16 protein-coding genes and 2 pseudogenes are annotated in these 15,047 nt (G+C 38.8%); 8 read left to right on the top strand and 10 right to left on the bottom strand.

Annotated elements, in window-relative coordinates; translation table 11 throughout:
• Positions 1-24 precede the first annotated feature (24 nt).
• Complete coding sequence (locus tag H6G75_RS13905; RefSeq protein WP_190980642.1) at positions 25-501, bottom strand: hypothetical protein; 477 nt, start codon at positions 499-501, stop codon at positions 25-27.
• 235 nt (positions 502-736) lie between these two features.
• Here H6G75_RS13905 and psb34 point away from each other — a divergent pair, with 235 nt between their 5' ends.
• Positions 737-907 (top strand): photosystem II assembly protein Psb34, encoded by a 171-nt coding sequence (gene psb34, locus H6G75_RS13900; protein ID WP_190980641.1) that lies wholly within the window; start codon positions 737-739, stop codon positions 905-907.
• Positions 908-1,110: 203 nt separating this feature from the next.
• On the opposite strand, the pseudogene H6G75_RS13895 reads toward psb34, so the two are convergent.
• Positions 1,111-1,677 (bottom strand): annotated as a pseudogene (locus H6G75_RS13895) (Uma2 family endonuclease); the annotation flags it as partial.
• Between the two features lie 42 nt (positions 1,678-1,719).
• Positions 1,720-2,901 (bottom strand): AGE family epimerase/isomerase, encoded by a 1,182-nt coding sequence (locus H6G75_RS13890; RefSeq protein WP_190980640.1) that lies wholly within the window; start codon positions 2,899-2,901, stop codon positions 1,720-1,722.
• 635 nt (positions 2,902-3,536) lie between these two features.
• Here H6G75_RS13890 and H6G75_RS13885 point away from each other — a divergent pair.
• Positions 3,537-4,013: a GNAT family N-acetyltransferase gene (locus tag H6G75_RS13885; RefSeq protein WP_190980639.1), complete on the top strand. Its 477-nt coding sequence runs from the start codon at positions 3,537-3,539 to the stop codon at positions 4,011-4,013.
• Positions 4,014-4,111: 98 nt separating this feature from the next.
• On the opposite strand, the gene H6G75_RS33780 is transcribed toward H6G75_RS13885, so the two are convergent.
• On the bottom strand, positions 4,112-4,276 hold the full coding sequence (locus H6G75_RS33780) for a hypothetical protein (protein ID WP_313934846.1): 165 nt from the start codon (positions 4,274-4,276) through the stop codon (positions 4,112-4,114).
• Between H6G75_RS33780 and H6G75_RS33775 the strand changes: the two genes are divergently transcribed.
• Both H6G75_RS33775 and H6G75_RS13875 read left to right on the top strand, forming a co-directional pair.
• On the top strand, positions 4,202-4,444 hold the full coding sequence (locus H6G75_RS33775; protein ID WP_313934845.1) for a GIY-YIG nuclease family protein: 243 nt from the start codon (positions 4,202-4,204) through the stop codon (positions 4,442-4,444). The two genes, H6G75_RS33780 and H6G75_RS33775, sit on opposite strands and share 75 nt — an antisense overlap.
• A 4-nt stretch (positions 4,445-4,448) precedes the next feature.
• Positions 4,449-4,655, top strand: a complete 207-nt coding sequence (locus H6G75_RS13875) for a hypothetical protein (RefSeq protein WP_190980637.1) — start codon at positions 4,449-4,451, stop codon at positions 4,653-4,655.
• Between the two features lie 146 nt (positions 4,656-4,801).
• On the opposite strand, the pseudogene H6G75_RS13870 reads toward H6G75_RS13875, so the two are convergent.
• Positions 4,802-4,888 (bottom strand): annotated as a pseudogene (locus tag H6G75_RS13870) (DUF4346 domain-containing protein); the annotation flags it as partial.
• A 72-nt stretch (positions 4,889-4,960) separates the two neighbouring features.
• On the opposite strand from H6G75_RS13870, the gene H6G75_RS13865 reads away from it, so the two are divergent.
• A complete protein-coding gene (locus H6G75_RS13865; RefSeq protein ID WP_190980636.1) occupies positions 4,961-5,143 on the top strand; it encodes a hypothetical protein in 183 nt (60 codons plus the stop codon).
• Between the two features lie 169 nt (positions 5,144-5,312).
• On the opposite strand, the gene H6G75_RS13860 is transcribed toward H6G75_RS13865, so the two are convergent.
• The 4 genes from H6G75_RS13860 to H6G75_RS13845 form a co-directional block, all read right to left on the bottom strand.
• A complete protein-coding gene (locus tag H6G75_RS13860) occupies positions 5,313-5,951 on the bottom strand; it encodes a hypothetical protein (RefSeq protein WP_206757373.1) in 639 nt (212 codons plus the stop codon).
• Positions 5,952-5,963: 12 nt separating this feature from the next.
• Positions 5,964-7,103, bottom strand: coding sequence for a glycosyltransferase family 4 protein (locus H6G75_RS13855; protein ID WP_190980634.1), 1,140 nt, complete (start codon positions 7,101-7,103; stop codon positions 5,964-5,966).
• Positions 7,104-7,229: 126 nt separating this feature from the next.
• Positions 7,230-8,015 carry a PIG-L deacetylase family protein gene (locus tag H6G75_RS13850; RefSeq protein ID WP_190980633.1) on the bottom strand — a complete coding sequence of 262 codons (786 nt, stop codon included), beginning with the start codon at positions 8,013-8,015 and terminating at the stop codon, positions 7,230-7,232.
• Positions 8,016-8,407: 392 nt separating this feature from the next.
• Positions 8,408-10,621 carry a hypothetical protein gene (locus tag H6G75_RS13845; protein ID WP_190980632.1) on the bottom strand — a complete coding sequence of 738 codons (2,214 nt, stop codon included), beginning with the start codon at positions 10,619-10,621 and terminating at the stop codon, positions 8,408-8,410.
• A 789-nt stretch (positions 10,622-11,410) separates the two neighbouring features.
• Between H6G75_RS13845 and H6G75_RS13840 the strand changes: the two genes are divergently transcribed.
• From H6G75_RS13840 to H6G75_RS13830, 3 genes are all read left to right on the top strand, one after another.
• On the top strand, positions 11,411-12,580 hold the full coding sequence (locus tag H6G75_RS13840; protein WP_190980631.1) for a glycosyltransferase family 4 protein: 1,170 nt from the start codon (positions 11,411-11,413) through the stop codon (positions 12,578-12,580).
• Between the two features lie 30 nt (positions 12,581-12,610).
• Positions 12,611-13,798, top strand: coding sequence for a glycosyltransferase family 4 protein (locus tag H6G75_RS13835; RefSeq protein WP_190980630.1), 1,188 nt, complete (start codon positions 12,611-12,613; stop codon positions 13,796-13,798).
• A gap of 97 nt (positions 13,799-13,895) precedes the next feature.
• Positions 13,896-14,477: an HdeD family acid-resistance protein gene (locus tag H6G75_RS13830; RefSeq protein ID WP_190980629.1), complete on the top strand. Its 582-nt coding sequence runs from the start codon at positions 13,896-13,898 to the stop codon at positions 14,475-14,477.
• Between the two features lie 44 nt (positions 14,478-14,521).
• Here the strand turns inward: H6G75_RS13830 and H6G75_RS13825 are convergent, their stop codons facing one another.
• Positions 14,522-14,893, bottom strand: coding sequence for a hypothetical protein (locus tag H6G75_RS13825; RefSeq protein ID WP_190980628.1), 372 nt, complete (start codon positions 14,891-14,893; stop codon positions 14,522-14,524).
• Between the last annotated feature and the right edge of the window lie 154 nt (positions 14,894-15,047).

Raw genomic sequence — 15,047 nt, 5'->3', positions numbered from 1 at the left:
CCCCAAATATTTGATTTGTAAGTTCTATGATTGAGTCGCAGAGGGTTTATTACGTTGCTGCTGATAAAAAGCCACAACTTTTCGGACGTAAGCAGCAGTAAAAGCACTATTGCAACCGGTATAGTTGCCAGTCATCCACCAACAGGCGACACCATTAACCGCAGCAGTTTCATTATTGTTAGTAGCGCGTAATTGTTTGTCTAACTCCCGGCGTGTGATGCAAGAAATAATTTGGCGAGCAGTTGCTGGATTATTTTCAAACTGTGTGGGTGTAATTTCTTTTTTCAAACAAAATTTCGACCAAGCTTTGACTGTACCAGGTTGCACTTGCCAGTCGCTGTAAAGTCCATCGTTGACTTTACCTGTTTGGGGTGCAGCTTTTCGCAATGCTTCTACCATCGCTGCGACTTGAGTTGCAGAAACCGACTGTTGTGCGGGGACAGGTAATGCAGACAGCCCAAGGCTAACACTGGCAACTAATGTACTAATTAACAATCGCATCAACTTTTTCCTCATCACTCCAGATTTCAGTTTAGTACCACACGCACAAAGGTTGTCTGTGAAGAATGGGTGTGAAGGTGTCCAAACCCTTGATTTTTCGTCTTACTGCGTCAGCCCTCAATTTGATAAGTCAGTGTAATGAGATGAATAAAATTATTTTTGTCAAGTCTAGTTGACGTTTTGTAACAAACTTGTTAAATTTATTTACATAAGTTAACAAGCAAGGAAAACAACTATGTATACCACCGTTAATGAAGATGGCATTTTAAACAACTATGCAACCGAACCCCAGATGTACTACGCTGAATACCCAGCAATTTGGGAACAGCGTCGTTACGTTATCCAAGGCGCAGTTGCAAGTTTGTTTGTAACAGGTTTGGTATTATTTGGTTTTGCAGTTAGCTAAGAGTTTTAGACTTCGGTATCGGTATCTTCCATCGACATTCAGACCTTCTCGTTGAACCTCGGTTAGTTTCGCCGAGGTTTTTTGTTATTAAACAGAATTCAGGAGTCAGAATTCAGAATTAAATTGTATGTGACACTTCGACAAGTTCCCTTAGACAAGCTCAGGACATCGCTCCTAAATTCGTCAATCACTGATAACAGTAGGAAAATCCGATTCAAGTCCAAGATAATATCTTCAAACCCAGGAATGGCGACGGAATGATGAGGTAAGGAAATTTGTTTGCTGAGATAGTTAAATTTACCTTGAGCATTTTGATAAGGTTGATTGTAACGCTCAAGCTGACGCGCATTTAAATTGACAATCCAATAATGAGAAATTCCGGCTTCTGCGTAAATTTCTAGTTTTGTGGTTTGGTCGTAATCTAAGGTTGTGTCTGAGATTTCAATCACCAAGAAAATATCTTCGGGATAGGGATGATGACTGAGATAATCTTCATCCATTCCGCGTGCGATCGCTACATCTGGTTCAGGTTAACTTTGATTTGGTAAAGTAATTGGATCTTGGCCGCGAATGTCGGCGCGATCGCCAAGCGATCGATCTAGCTGCCGACATAAAATAGAACCACAAACTGTATGCGGCGTTCCCTTCGCTACTATTTGGATCAATTCTCCGCGAATTAATTCAATGTGATCATTCTCCTGCAAAAATCCCAATGCAATCAGCCGATGATACTCATCAATAGAGAATCGCTTGGTTGTTACAACACTCATGACCCATCACTAATATTAGTGTTACTTGTACCCTAGCTCAGATTAAACAGACTCAGAACTCAAAGCCGCAAATTGTTGCCAACACAGGTATAAAGCGCGGGGTACATGAAAACATCCCTTCCATTTACCGCCTTTGAGATTTAATAATACTTCTCCACGCCGATTGAGATAGCCGAACCACTCTCCATATTCGGGATCTGCAAAGTGCTTCCAGGCGTAATCGTGCATTTTTTCATACCATTCCCAGCAGGCTGCACGCTTTGTTAAGCGATAACCCATTGCTAATGCAACTAACGATTCTAGATGCACCCACCACAACTTTTGATCCCATTCTAATTGCTGTGGCGGATGTCCATCTGCATCCATAAAGTAATACAAGCCGCCGTATTCTTCATCCCACGCAAAATTTAAGATATTCAGTACCACATCAACAGCTTGATTAATTGTTTGAAGATCATTTTTTCGGCGGGCGATGTCCATAATAAACCACATCGCTTCAATACCGTGACCGGGATTAATTAATCTGCCCTCAAAACAATTGATGTGGGAACCATCGGGGGCAACATTTTCATACATTAGTCCTCGTTCTTGGTCGAGGAAATCACTCATCACTTCCTGAACGGTTGTTGCTAAAACACTCTCTAAAGTTTCACTGGGAAGTAACCATTCCATTTCGAGAGTTAAGTTAGCTAAAATCATCGGCACAGCCAAAGCTTTCATTGGTCTTGTACCGGGATAAGTTTTAGTATATTTACCTTTAGGATTATCTTTGCGACGCAACACATTATTGTAAGCTTGCATTGCCACATCTTTTGCCCACTCTTCACCGGAGGCTAAAGCATATTGGCTAAATGCCATAGCCGCAAAGCAATCAGAGAAAATATTGTAAGGCTGGACTAGGGGTTGACCTTCGCGGGTGAGGGCAAAATACCAATTTCCTTCGTCATCTCTGCCATGTTGAGAAAGAAATTTAGCACCATTGCTGGCAATGTTCAGCCAGTTTTCCCGTTTTTCTAATTGGTTGCACAACATTGAAAAAGTCCAGACTTGGCGGTTTTGCAACCAGATAAATTTGTCGGTGTCGTAAACTTGGCCTTCCCGATTTAAGCAGGTAAAGTAACCGCCTTGTTCCGAGTCTAAGGAGTGGTTTTCCCAAAATGGGAGTACGTCATTCAGGAGTGCGTTTTTGTACAGTTCCGCCAATGCTTGAAAGTCGTACTCCATAAATTTCCGCCCTTGTATCAACACCAACAGGGTTAAATTATCTCACGCAGAGAGTTAGTAAATGTGGCTCTCCTAGACTAGCTATAACAAATTAATACTTGATATCTGGTTAAATCCTTACATAGTCTGGGATTTAAAAGAGATAAAGTAAATTTTTATTAAATCTTTGATTCTATTTTAGGCAAACCTTGTTATATCAATTGTTTTAGCCATTTTTTAGTGTTAATTTATCAACCCAAGTCTGGGAGAGCCGTAAATGTAAGTTTTCTCTGTTTGGTAAGAATAGTGTTTAAGCCGAATAACATCTTGTACTTGTTCAAGCAGTTTGTTTGGGCGTTGTTCCATCAGTGTTATGCAGAAAAATTCCGTTTAATACTCTAAATAAGGATATTATGCGGAAAAATTCTAGATAAAACCAAGGGATATACGAAAAAATTCCATATAATCCTCCCGTAAAGGGTGGTTATACGGAAAATTTCGGTATAATACCCAAATAAGGGGGTAAAAAAGAAGTTTTCCGTATATTCAAACAGGAGTTCGTTGTAATGCTTGATATATTAGGATTGAAAAAAGATTATACGGAAACTTTCTGTTTAATAAATAGTTAGACCGATATTTGTGAAGTAAATCTTGGTATGCAAATCCGAAAGCTTTCTCATCAGGAAATCGAAATAGTTGTTGAATATCTTCAAGCAATGCTCGATGATATGACATCTTTCGGTAGTCATTATGTTTTTCAAGACTCTGATTCCGGTTCCAATTGGTTGCGTGATTGCATCCAACAGCAGATCGATTCCCCCGATCATCTTTTTCTTGGTATACAACTGGACGCTGCATCAAGTCAACTGATTGGCATCATCGAAGCTAGCATTGCCAATTTACTTTCTGTATACTTACCAAAATCATCCCTTCACATCCACGCGATTTATGTTGTTCCTACGTATCGACGATCTGGAGTTGCGCGATCGCTCTTTGAAGCAGCATTTCAGTGGGGTCGAGACAAGGGTTGTACAGAAGTTGACCTTCATGTCTTGCAAAATTCACCTGCAAAATCGTTGTATGAAGGTTTGGGATTTGAAGCTTTTCAGATCGAGATGCGGCGAAAACTATGAAGGTGCAGAATTTGTGAGAGCATGGCTTCTGTGCAATTCCTTTTTTTACTTTCATGCCACCCAACGATTCTGACCTGCAAATCCAAGCTCGAAGGATTCTAGACACGATCGCTTTCACCCCATTTGAGCAATGCCAGTCCTTGAGCCGTGGATTTGAGAATATTCCTCCTCGTCCTGGCATCTACGCGATCAGACACAAGACTGATGGACTGCTCTACATCGGTAAAACTAAAAGCTTGCGGGGTCGTTTCAGTGGTGGGCACAAAGCGTTTCTGTGGGCATGGCTCGATAAATATGACGATGAGGATGTGCGGATTGCGATGCAACTGATTTCGCATTGGGAAAACCCTGCGTTATTATTAGAGCTAGAAGCGATTATTCTCAGAGCCACCGAGCCGCCTTACAACGTGCAAATCCCAACGGAGATGTAAAGTTATGCAAGCTAAACTTCAAGAACAGCTTTCTCTTGCCGATGCAGAAGCCATTCTAGAACGCTTGCCTGAACGGATTCGTGCCGCTCTTGTTGCTCGTGCTGCTGAGATTGAATATCCTATTGAGGCGGTGGTAGAGATGGCGATCGCCAGTTTTTTGGATACAGAGGCGTTAGGTTTTGCAGATTGTAAACCAGGGCGTGGTCAGTAAAAGGGGCAAGGAGCCAGTCAATGAGACGGCGATCGGTGAGCTACGGTCTAACAGCCGTGTTGCAGCGGACGGAACAGAGGTTATCGATGGGTGGCAAAGGTTACTAGCCGCCGCTGACCAGGAACGTTAAATCATCACAAACCTATTTAATCCTGTACGTAGTCTTGTCCTGTCACCAATGCCAATTCCGTTCGCATAAACTCACATCCCAAGTAAGCCGTATGATCCAATCGGCGGTTGAATAGTTGTAGCGATGGTTAAGATTAGAGCAAAACGTAATTTATAGTCTAGTAAGGAGAGACATTATGCAAGAATCTGTGATTTACCGTTCAATTCAGGAAGAAGCAGAGGCAAGAAAGCAAAGAGAAATTGCCAGTAATTCTTTACGAGAAGGTTTTCCAGTTGAAGTTGTGGCTCGTATTACTGGATTGTCGATCGCAGAAGTCCAACAACTTCAGCAGCAACTACATGAGTCTCCACAAAATTAGCCCCAATTGCGTGGCGATCACTTTGGGGCATAAAAAATAATCAAACGCGAAATCCAGATTTTTTCGTTGGTTCTTAACATAGAAGACACTCATGTGTCTTTATTTATAATCTGCCTCTATCTCGTTTGAAACGAAATTTGTAACAAATTTTCTTTAGTTACAAATCTGTTTATAATTCATTGACACCAATGATGTCAGAGCTTAAAATTTGATTAGTTTCCGCATCAAAAACAAAAAATAATTTAGCTTTTTTAATTCTTGTAGACTCTGGTTGAGGTTCGTTCATATCTCTGCCGTCAACACCAATTCTTGGCTTAAGTTTCATATGTCTTGTAGAAATTTCTAAACCTGATGGTGCATCGATTTCCACTAAAAATACTTGTCTATTGGGGTGTACTTGTAAGTTTTCAATAACATCTAAGTTACGTTTTCTCCTCTCTTCTAAATACTCGTTATATTTAACTAAACGAATTGACTTGTATTGTAAACCTGCTTTTAGCTTGCGCTGTTCAATTTTCCTTCTGTTGATGTCAAATCTGCTGATGTTGATTAAAGAATTGTCAGGATAAACGTAGATTCGTGGCGAACTATTTAATTTAGGGGTTGATAGTTCTTCTTTCGTGTTATCACCAGCAGGTATGGACTGGAGATTATTTTGAGCAACAGCAGTACCACTGATGGTCAATAGTAAAAGTGTTGTCAAGATGATGTTTTTTCTGCTCACGTCTTTATAATTTGGTTGTTTGATTTTAAAATGACATACACCAGAATCTAGTAACAGTGTGGTGAAAGTTTCCAGCGATGCCAAACTTCAGTTAATTCAACGCATTGGGGCGGTGGGAGTTTTGATGAGTAAGACTTCTTGTGTATTCATAACGCTACGGGTGCTATAGTTTTTGACTAATTCACGATACACATTCATTGTTTCTTCATGCACTCGTGCTGCTTTGAACCGTTCTAAATTTTGTTTGGCGCGGTTTTGCCAATAGTGGAGTTGTACAGGATCACCAAGTAATTGCGTGAGAACATTGGCTAAGGTTTGACTGTCTTTTGGTGGTACAAGAATGCCAGCTTGACGATGATCTAATGTTTCGGGAATGCCGTCTACATCACTGGCAACAATGGCACAGCCAGCTTCTCGCGCTTCTGTTAAGACTAAACCAAAAGATTCGCAGTAGGAAGCCAAAACAAAGATATCACTAGCCAGCATATAACGTTGGGGTTCTGGCTGAAAACCTTCAAAATGAATGCGTTGACGTAGTTTGCCGCAGGGTATGTTGTTGACTATTGCTTCAAAGATAGAACGATCTGGGCCGTCACCAACTAAATATAAGTGTGCTGCGGGGAAGTTAGGGGCAATTTTGGTAAATGCGGTGATTAACTCTGCAATGCCTTTACGAGTATACATCCCGGCAACGGTGGTGATGGCTGGACTATGTAAGGGTAGGGGTTGGTAATCTTGAATGCTGGGGTGGCGAGGACTACCTAATGTGCCGTTGGCAACTACGCATAATTTATTCTCAGGGATACCACGGCGAACCATAGAATTATATACGGCTTGGCTGACAGCGATGACTCGATCTGCCAATCCCATTAAGACAGCACTACGTTGAAACTCATTGTGAACTGTAGAAACTAAATGATAGTTGTAAGCTTTGCGTAAAACTCCTGCGAGTACAACACCTGTCATCATGTGTGCATGAACAATATCTGGCTGAAATTGCTGGATAATCTCTTTAAAACGCCAAGCCGCTTTAATTAAGTTGAGGGGTTGTCTGCATTGATTGAGGTGAAAGTGTTTGACGTTATGTTGTGCTAGTAAAATTTCAAATCCACCGCCAGCAGAAGCAACAGCTACATCATGTCCATCTTGTGATTGTAGACAGGCTAAATCTACGGCTACGTTCACAATGCCATTACCAATTTTTTCTACGTGATTTGTAATATGTAAGATTTTCATAGGATTTTTTCTCTATAGATGTAATTGATAGTAGAAGGCAGTGGTTCGGCTGCGGTCACTAATCGGAGACAGGAGTAAAAATATTATTTTTCCTGATACAAAACGGTCAGAACTAAGCCAAAATAATTAAGATTCAACTTTAAAAAATATCTCATAAGCACCTAAGAAGCGATTGACAAAACCAGGCGGTAAACTTTCAAGTTGAGAGGTATATGCTGCGATCGCTTGATTTTTCTTCTGCTGTACTGAGGTAATTGAAAAACTGTAGGCGGCGGATATATCTGATAATTTGAGCATAATAAATAATGGCGCTCTCCAGAATAACCAAACTGGATACTGGAAAATTTCAACATTAATTTCTGCTTGCTTAATTGCTGCTTTTACTAAAGGATATGTTGCTTCATGATCTCGGTGACAGTCTTTACAATGAGGTAGATAAACTTCCTCTGGCTGATAATGTTGGAGGAGTGCAGAAATTTGGGCGATCGCTGCTTGTTTTTCGTCATTGTTCAAAGCTTGTAAATACCCATCTGCTTTATCTAAAAAGTGAATTGCTGATGTCTCTACACCCAATATATTTAAGGCTTTAATTGCTTCTTGTTTACGGGTTTGAATAATTTTGTTTCTTGATTCTGTGTCTCTATCTCCTGAACCTTGTCCATTGGTGAGAAACACTACTATTACGGGAAGATTCTGCTCACGCTTATAAGCAATCATGCCGCCACAACCAAATGTTTCATCATCTTGGTGGGGAGAAAATACCATCACAGATTTTTGGTTAAATTTTAATTGCTGACTGCCTTGCAGTAAAATCCAACGTGTTATTAAGTTGGAATGAATATATTGCATCCGTTCCAGCAAAATACTCGGTACTAGTTTTTGTAATTGTTGTAAATAAGGTTTAATTTTCATATACATTTAGGTAAATAATCTGGGTATATTAATTTTCGATGCTTTCAATAACTGATAATCTATGATGATTGGCAAATTAAATTAGAGCTATATCATCTATACTTTTTATTTCTGCTTTTTCAGCTTGTTTTTGGCAACTGTACATAAATTTTATGCAGTGGTTATAGTGAAATGTATTTAGTATGATAATTCACTTATGATATAGAAGGAAGGTAATTTGTTTATTTATTTGATGAAAAAATAGCGTTCAATGTAAAGCAATTTCTATTATTAATAAATATTGAGTTTTGGTAGAAATATAATACAATTTTTATAGATTGGGTTGCAGAAACAGATCCCCGACTTCTTTAAGAAGCCGGGGATATAAAACACACTAATTTTTACCAGAAAAGCTAACTTTTGAAGCGATACATAATTACTTTCCCTTTCCAATTTTCTTCTACAAACACTACATATTCACCATTAGAACGTCGCAAAGCGCGGATACCTTGAGGTATATCAATCCAACCACTTTCGCCTGCAACTTCTGTTCCTGGTTTTAATGTTTTGACAGTAGCACCTGTTTTGGCATTGTAAACATAAACTTCTGCGGTTTTCATTTTCACTGTAAATACATAGTCACCAGCAACACTCATCGCAGCAGTGGCTACTTCGCGCTTACCTGTAGTGTCGTGGGGAACAACAACGCGCCAACGCAGTGTGGGATTATTACCTTTACGCCAGTTATCAAAGCGGAGAATTTCGGAACCGACGACTCCGCTATCATCACCAACGGCTGGATGATCAACCGTAAAGCCTGATAAGTACATCGTATCGGTTTCGGGAAAGTATTCGATGCGGCGGACATCGGTAATCATGCTAGGAGTTTTCTGCTTCTGCATAGAACTGTAGCTATAGATGGGATTACCATACTTATCGAGTCCTTGTAGGGGATAGTGGCGAATCCCAATTCCATCTTGAGTGCGTAAAGTTTTCCAAATATCACCTTTACTATCAACCCACCAACCACCCAAGTAGGGATAATCTTCACTTTGATCATATTCACCTTGATCAAATTTACCGTTACCGTTGCGATCGCCCCAAATCCATTCTCCTTTATTTGGTTGATAAGGCGGCCAAGTTCCGCTAACTGATTTTTCTCCACCGCCATTTGTCCCTGCAAACATCCCAGCCGGAATCGCAATCTTACCATCCTTTGCAGAGTCGAAGCGGTAAATTTGCATAAAACTAGCATACATATTTGTTAGGTACAAAAACCGCTTACCTTGAATGCGGCGAACAAAGGTAGCGTCTGGGGAAGTGTGTAACCTGGGATCTTGGGGATATTTGAAGGGATTTAAAGTGTAAGCTTGATAAGTCCATTGCTTACCTGCTGGTTGATTGTAGTCCATCAAAAAGTGTTCTTGTTTAGTGAACACTTCTAAACCATCCGTTTTGGGATCTGCGTCGGCGTTATCCACAAATAATAATCCGTGTAATTGCCATATTTGTTTCCCTGATCCAGAAAACTTACGTAAGTCTGTACCTGAGTTGTTAAATCCATTGCTATTAATATAGATATTCCCAGAACTATCAGCACCGACTCCGGTAATTCCATATAGTTTTAAGGGTTGCACTTCTCCCGGCGTACCCGCATAAACGCCGCCTTTCATCCCAAAAGTACCAACCTGTACAGGCTGATTTTTGATGTTGTAAATTAATACTTGCTGACGTTGACTGTTGTCTGCAATTAAAAGTCTACCTTGATGATCAATGGCGATCGCCGTTGGTTTAGGAATATTGGTAATTTGTGATGCTAATAACTTACCTGTGGGGGAATAGTGGGAAATTTTGTCTTGGTTGTGAATCACCCAGAGATTTGCTTGTTTATCAATGGCGATCGCACCAGGACGAACTACACTAAAACTACGTAGTTCTTGCATAGTTTCGCTATTGTAAACACGAATTGTATTCGTTGCTGAATCACTCACATATAACTCATTTCCCGCAGTTGCTAATCCAGTAACTTCACTTTGATTACTGATAATTAACATACTTTTATCCCAACCCCTTCCCCCATTAAAAGGTGCTGGTTTTCCTTCTAAGTTATAGCGTCTGACAGTGTACCAAGTCGTCTTATCTGGTGGATAATCTTGATCTGTTTTGCCAACTGAACCTTGTGCTAAGGCAATATAAATATATTTACTATTGGCTGTAACTGCTTTACCACCAGTGCGACTCCAGCCGTGAGTATCTTCCACAATGCCAATTACATTGCCATCTTTATATATACCTGCTTCTCTACCAGCTTCATCCCAATGACTGTTAGTATAAACTGTGCCATTGGGCGCAACATACATTGCTTCAATATTATTTTGTACCCACTTATTACCACCACCAAAACTATTACCTATCCAAGAAGTTTTATAGCTACTTGCTGCTACACCTGTAACGCTGGTTTCAGTGGTAATATCAAGGGAAAAAGCCAGAAATATCACAGCTATTCCCATCAGCATAAAATAAATTGGTTTGAACTTTCGATGATTACCTAACTTGAATATTCTCTGAATATATTTATGTAATTGTTGACGAATTTTGCTCAAGTTTTTATGTGTATTTTTTGGCATAATCTACTTAAGATTTAAAGTAAAAATAGATATCAAAAATTGCACCACTCTAATAGTTTTGGCGATAAATTAGCGGTTAAAAAATGGCGTACAGATATTTTTGTGTTGACTGATACAATCAACACAACTAAGTATCAATAGATAATGCTCAAAAACCCTGGTTTATTACTGTCGATGGTAGGATGTTATGGATTTTTTCACCTGATATGAGTCTGCCTGTGGAAACTGTCAAAAATTAAGACTATTATTTCAGCTTAATTTTTCCAAGACATATTACATAGATAACAAACACTGGGTATTTGAAAATTGATATTTACCTAAAATTCATGAAAAACACACAGATTTTTCAAGTAGTAAAGCGTAATTCCTAGAAGAATCTTCATAGTTGTAGCAAAACTGACTGTTAAATAGTTCAAGAAAGTAAAACTGAATACATCGAATCAATAATATTACCCAAAATAAATATCTTTAATGACTTAAGGATTGTTTAACACCAGAAATCATGTAATTTAAATCACAAATTTTTGCCTTGACACCACAATCTAAATAGTTTATAAATTATTGTCCTCTGCAAAAATACTTGTCTTTGATGATTGGCTTTTGAAATTTTAGTAGTTAGATATATAAAATCAAAATCTGCATCTAGCAAGACCTAAAGAATGCTGATTTTGGTAAAAATTACTGGATATAAATATTAGTCTGATTAATCTACTGCAAAATTAAAAAAGGAATAAATTCGAGAGTGATTGTAATTAAACACACACTCAATCAATCATAGGAGAGTAAAAAGTGGGATGTAAAAACGAAAATTTTAATACTAAGTCTGCATCTATACTTACACTGGGTTTAGGTTGGTTTCCTAAAACACCAGGAGGATTAGAAAGATATATTTATGAACTAACTCATCAATTAGCCAACCGTCAAGACCAAATAGAGTTATGTGGAGTTGGTTTACCAGAAATTGATTTAAATTCACCAATCAAATTAACTAACTTAGCTTCTCCTGATCTGCCAATTTGGCAAAGATTTTGGTCTATTCGCAATAACTTTAAAAAAAGCAGAATCGGCAAGCCAGATGCAATTAATTTACATTTTGCATTATATAGCTTTCCGATTATGGATATTTTACCGCAAGATATACCAATTACCTTTAACTTTCATGGCCCTTGGGCATCAGAAAGTGAGCAAGAAGTAGCTACTAATAAATTGAGTGTTCTAATTAAGCGTTTGTTAATTGAAAAAAGCACTTATAATCGCTGCGATCGCTTTATTGTTCTGAGTAAAGCATTTGGTAATATTTTACATCAACAATATCAAGTTCCTTGGGAAAAAATTCACATTATTCCTGGTGGTGTGAATATTCATCGCTTTCAGCCAAACTTTTCACCAAAAGAGGCAAGACAGCAATTAGGCTGGCCAGATAATCGTCCGATATTATTTACATCTCGCCGCTTAGTTTATCGTATGGGTATTGATAAACTATTACAAGCTGTAGCAATGATTAAACCTAAAATTCCTGATGTTTGGTTAGCAATTGCTGGTCGTGGTTATATGCAAGAAGCATTAAAACAGCAAGCAAAAGAATTAGGACTAGAAAACACAGTTCAATTTTTAGGTTTTCTCCCAGATGAACAATTACCCATAGCCTATCAAGCTGCTGATTTAACAGTTATGCCTAGCCAATCTTTTGAAGGTTTTGGTTTAGCAGTAGTTGAATCTTTAGCTTGTGGTACACCTGTTTTATGTACACCTGTGGGGGGAATGCCAGAGATTTTAACACAATTTTCACCAGATTTAATTACTAGTTCCATAGAAGTTCATGACATAGCTGAAAAGTTAGAAAATATCCTCTTAGGAGCAATTCAAATTCCTTCTCGTCAAGCTTGTCGTGAGTACGCTATGACTAATTATGACTGGTCTTTAATCGCGCAAAAAGTCCGTAATGTTATCTTATCTTAAAATCTATAATTTAAAAATCTTTAATATTTTATGAAAATTCTATTTTTAGACCAAAGTGGTAAACCTGGCGGTGCAGAACTTTGTTTAATTGATATTGCCAAACCATACCGCGATCGCGCTTTAGTTGGTTTGTTCGCTGATGGTGATTTTAAAACTTTACTTCAGCAGCATCAAATACCTGTTGAAGTATTAACAACAAAACCAATTCAAGTTCAAAAAAAAAGTAGTTTATTGCAAGCAGTAGCCAGTATTAAGCAATTAGTACCTTTATTAATTAAAGTTATAAACTTAGCAAAAAAATATGATGTAATTTATGCCAATACACAAAAAGCACTAGTTATTGGCGCACTGGCAAGTGTTTTAGCAAATCGTCCTCTAGTTTATCATTTACACGATATTCTTTCTTTAGAACACTTTAGCCCAATTAACTTACGAGTTGCTGTCACCTTAGCTAATAAATTTGCATCATTAGTTATCGCTAATTCACAAGCTAGTCAAACAGCATTTGTCCAAGCTGGCGGTAAGCCGGAAATCACAGCAATTGTTTATAACGGATTTGATAGTAAAAAATATCAAATTCCTGAAGTTGAAATTCAAAAAATCCGACAAGATTTAAACTTAGAAGGTAAATTTGTTGTTGGACATTTCAGCCGTCTCGCACCCTGGAAAGGACAACATATTTTACTGGAAGCATTAGCACAATGTCCTCCCCAAGTCACAGCAGTTTTAGTTGGTGATGCTTTATTTGGCGAACAAGATTATGTAGAAGAATTACATCGCCAAGTTGCCAAACTAGGGTTAGAAAATCGCGTTAAATTTTTAGGATTTCGTGCTGATATTCCACAATTAATGTCAGCTTGTAACTTAGTGGCTCATACTTCCACTGCACCAGAACCCTTTGGTAGAGTAATTGTTGAGGCGATGTTGTGCGGTACACCTGTAGTTGCAGCTAAAGCCGGCGGCGCTATCGAATTAGTCGAACATGGTATCAATGGTTTTTTAACCACACCCGGCGATTCCCAAGAACTAGCCAACGTAATTAACACCTGTGTTCAAGAAATAGAAATCACTACAGCGATCGCTGATTATGCCAGAAATATTGCCAGTCAGCGTTTTGATATTGCAACTATTAATCAGCAAATTTCCCAATTATTGAGTTTAGTGAAAATAGGACTGAGTAATACTAAGGTAGTAAATTTTGAGGATGATCAGGATTAATTTACTACCAAGGTGTCTACCTTAAGGCTCTGTCTAGTCTGAGAAAAAATTTTTAACCTAATCTTAGAGTTCGCTGAAGATTAAGGAAAAATTGTGTATGACAAACGATATTACTACTAATAGCAACCAGTCCAGCGATATTAACAAGCAAATCAATACTTCAGTTGTAATTGGCGCTCTCTTAATTATTTTAGGGATTATAGCGATCGCCTTACCTGTGTTTACAACCATATTTGCTGAGGCTTGGGTGGCGCTGATTCTGATGTCTGCGGGATTTGCCAAGCTCGTTTATGCTACTCATACCCGCCGCGAAGGAGGTTTTCTGTTGAAAATTCTCTTAAGCGGACTTTATATTGCTACAGGTGTGATGCTGTTAGTTTATCCTCGGACTGGGATTCTCACACTCACCTTGTTAATCGGTAGCTTCTTACTCACAGAAGGTACATTCGAGTTAATTTTGGCATTCCGTTTACGTCCCCAACAAAACTGGACATGGGTATTAGGTAATGGCATTATTACCCTATTTTTAGGCGCACTTATTTGGTTTCAGTTTCCCAGCAACGCACCTTGGCTACTCGGCACATTGTTAGGTTCTAGCATTGTGGTGACAGGGATTTCTCGCGTTATGCTGTCGTTAAATGCGCGTTCTAGCTTACCTGAATCTAATCAAGCTGCATAATTCCTTAAGTAGAGACTTTGCATTGCAAAGTCTCTACTTATAAACTACAAACCGACTAATTCCCGTGATTCATAATCAGTCAGTTGTTGAGCGATCGCTAATCTTGCCTCTAACTTCGCTACACTAAACTGATTACGCAGATATTCTAAATGCGCGATCGCATTAGCTTTTTCTACAGTCAGTTGAATTTGGGTATCCACCGCCTTTTGATATTCGTTGTTCAATAGTAATACCTCAAACCGCCGCGCCTTGCGTTGAGCATCATTTTTCAAATCCACATCAAAAGCCGCCGCGCGGTCTGCATTCCCTTCAAAGCGGTTAATTTGCTGCTGTACAGCCATCAACTGCGAGTCTAGTTCATTTACACGTTGAGCAGCCTGAGCGATCGCAGATGGATAATGATTCATTTGCATCATCAAATAATCTTCCTCTAAAAATCTCAATTCATCACATCGCAAAAGAGATATCAGAAGTATGTCTAAATACTTCTATTTCTCTGCTGTCAAACTTCTTCTGGAGTAGTGAAAAAATAGTCACATCTTGAAATCAAAAAGATGCTTTTTGGCGTAG

The organism is Nostoc sp. FACHB-280, assembly GCF_014697615.1.
In the GTDB taxonomy this organism is placed as follows: Bacteria; Cyanobacteriota; Cyanobacteriia; order Cyanobacteriales; family Nostocaceae; genus Nostoc_B.
Note: the sequence above shows the minus strand (reverse complement) of the source record. Positions and strands in the feature narration are given on the sequence as shown.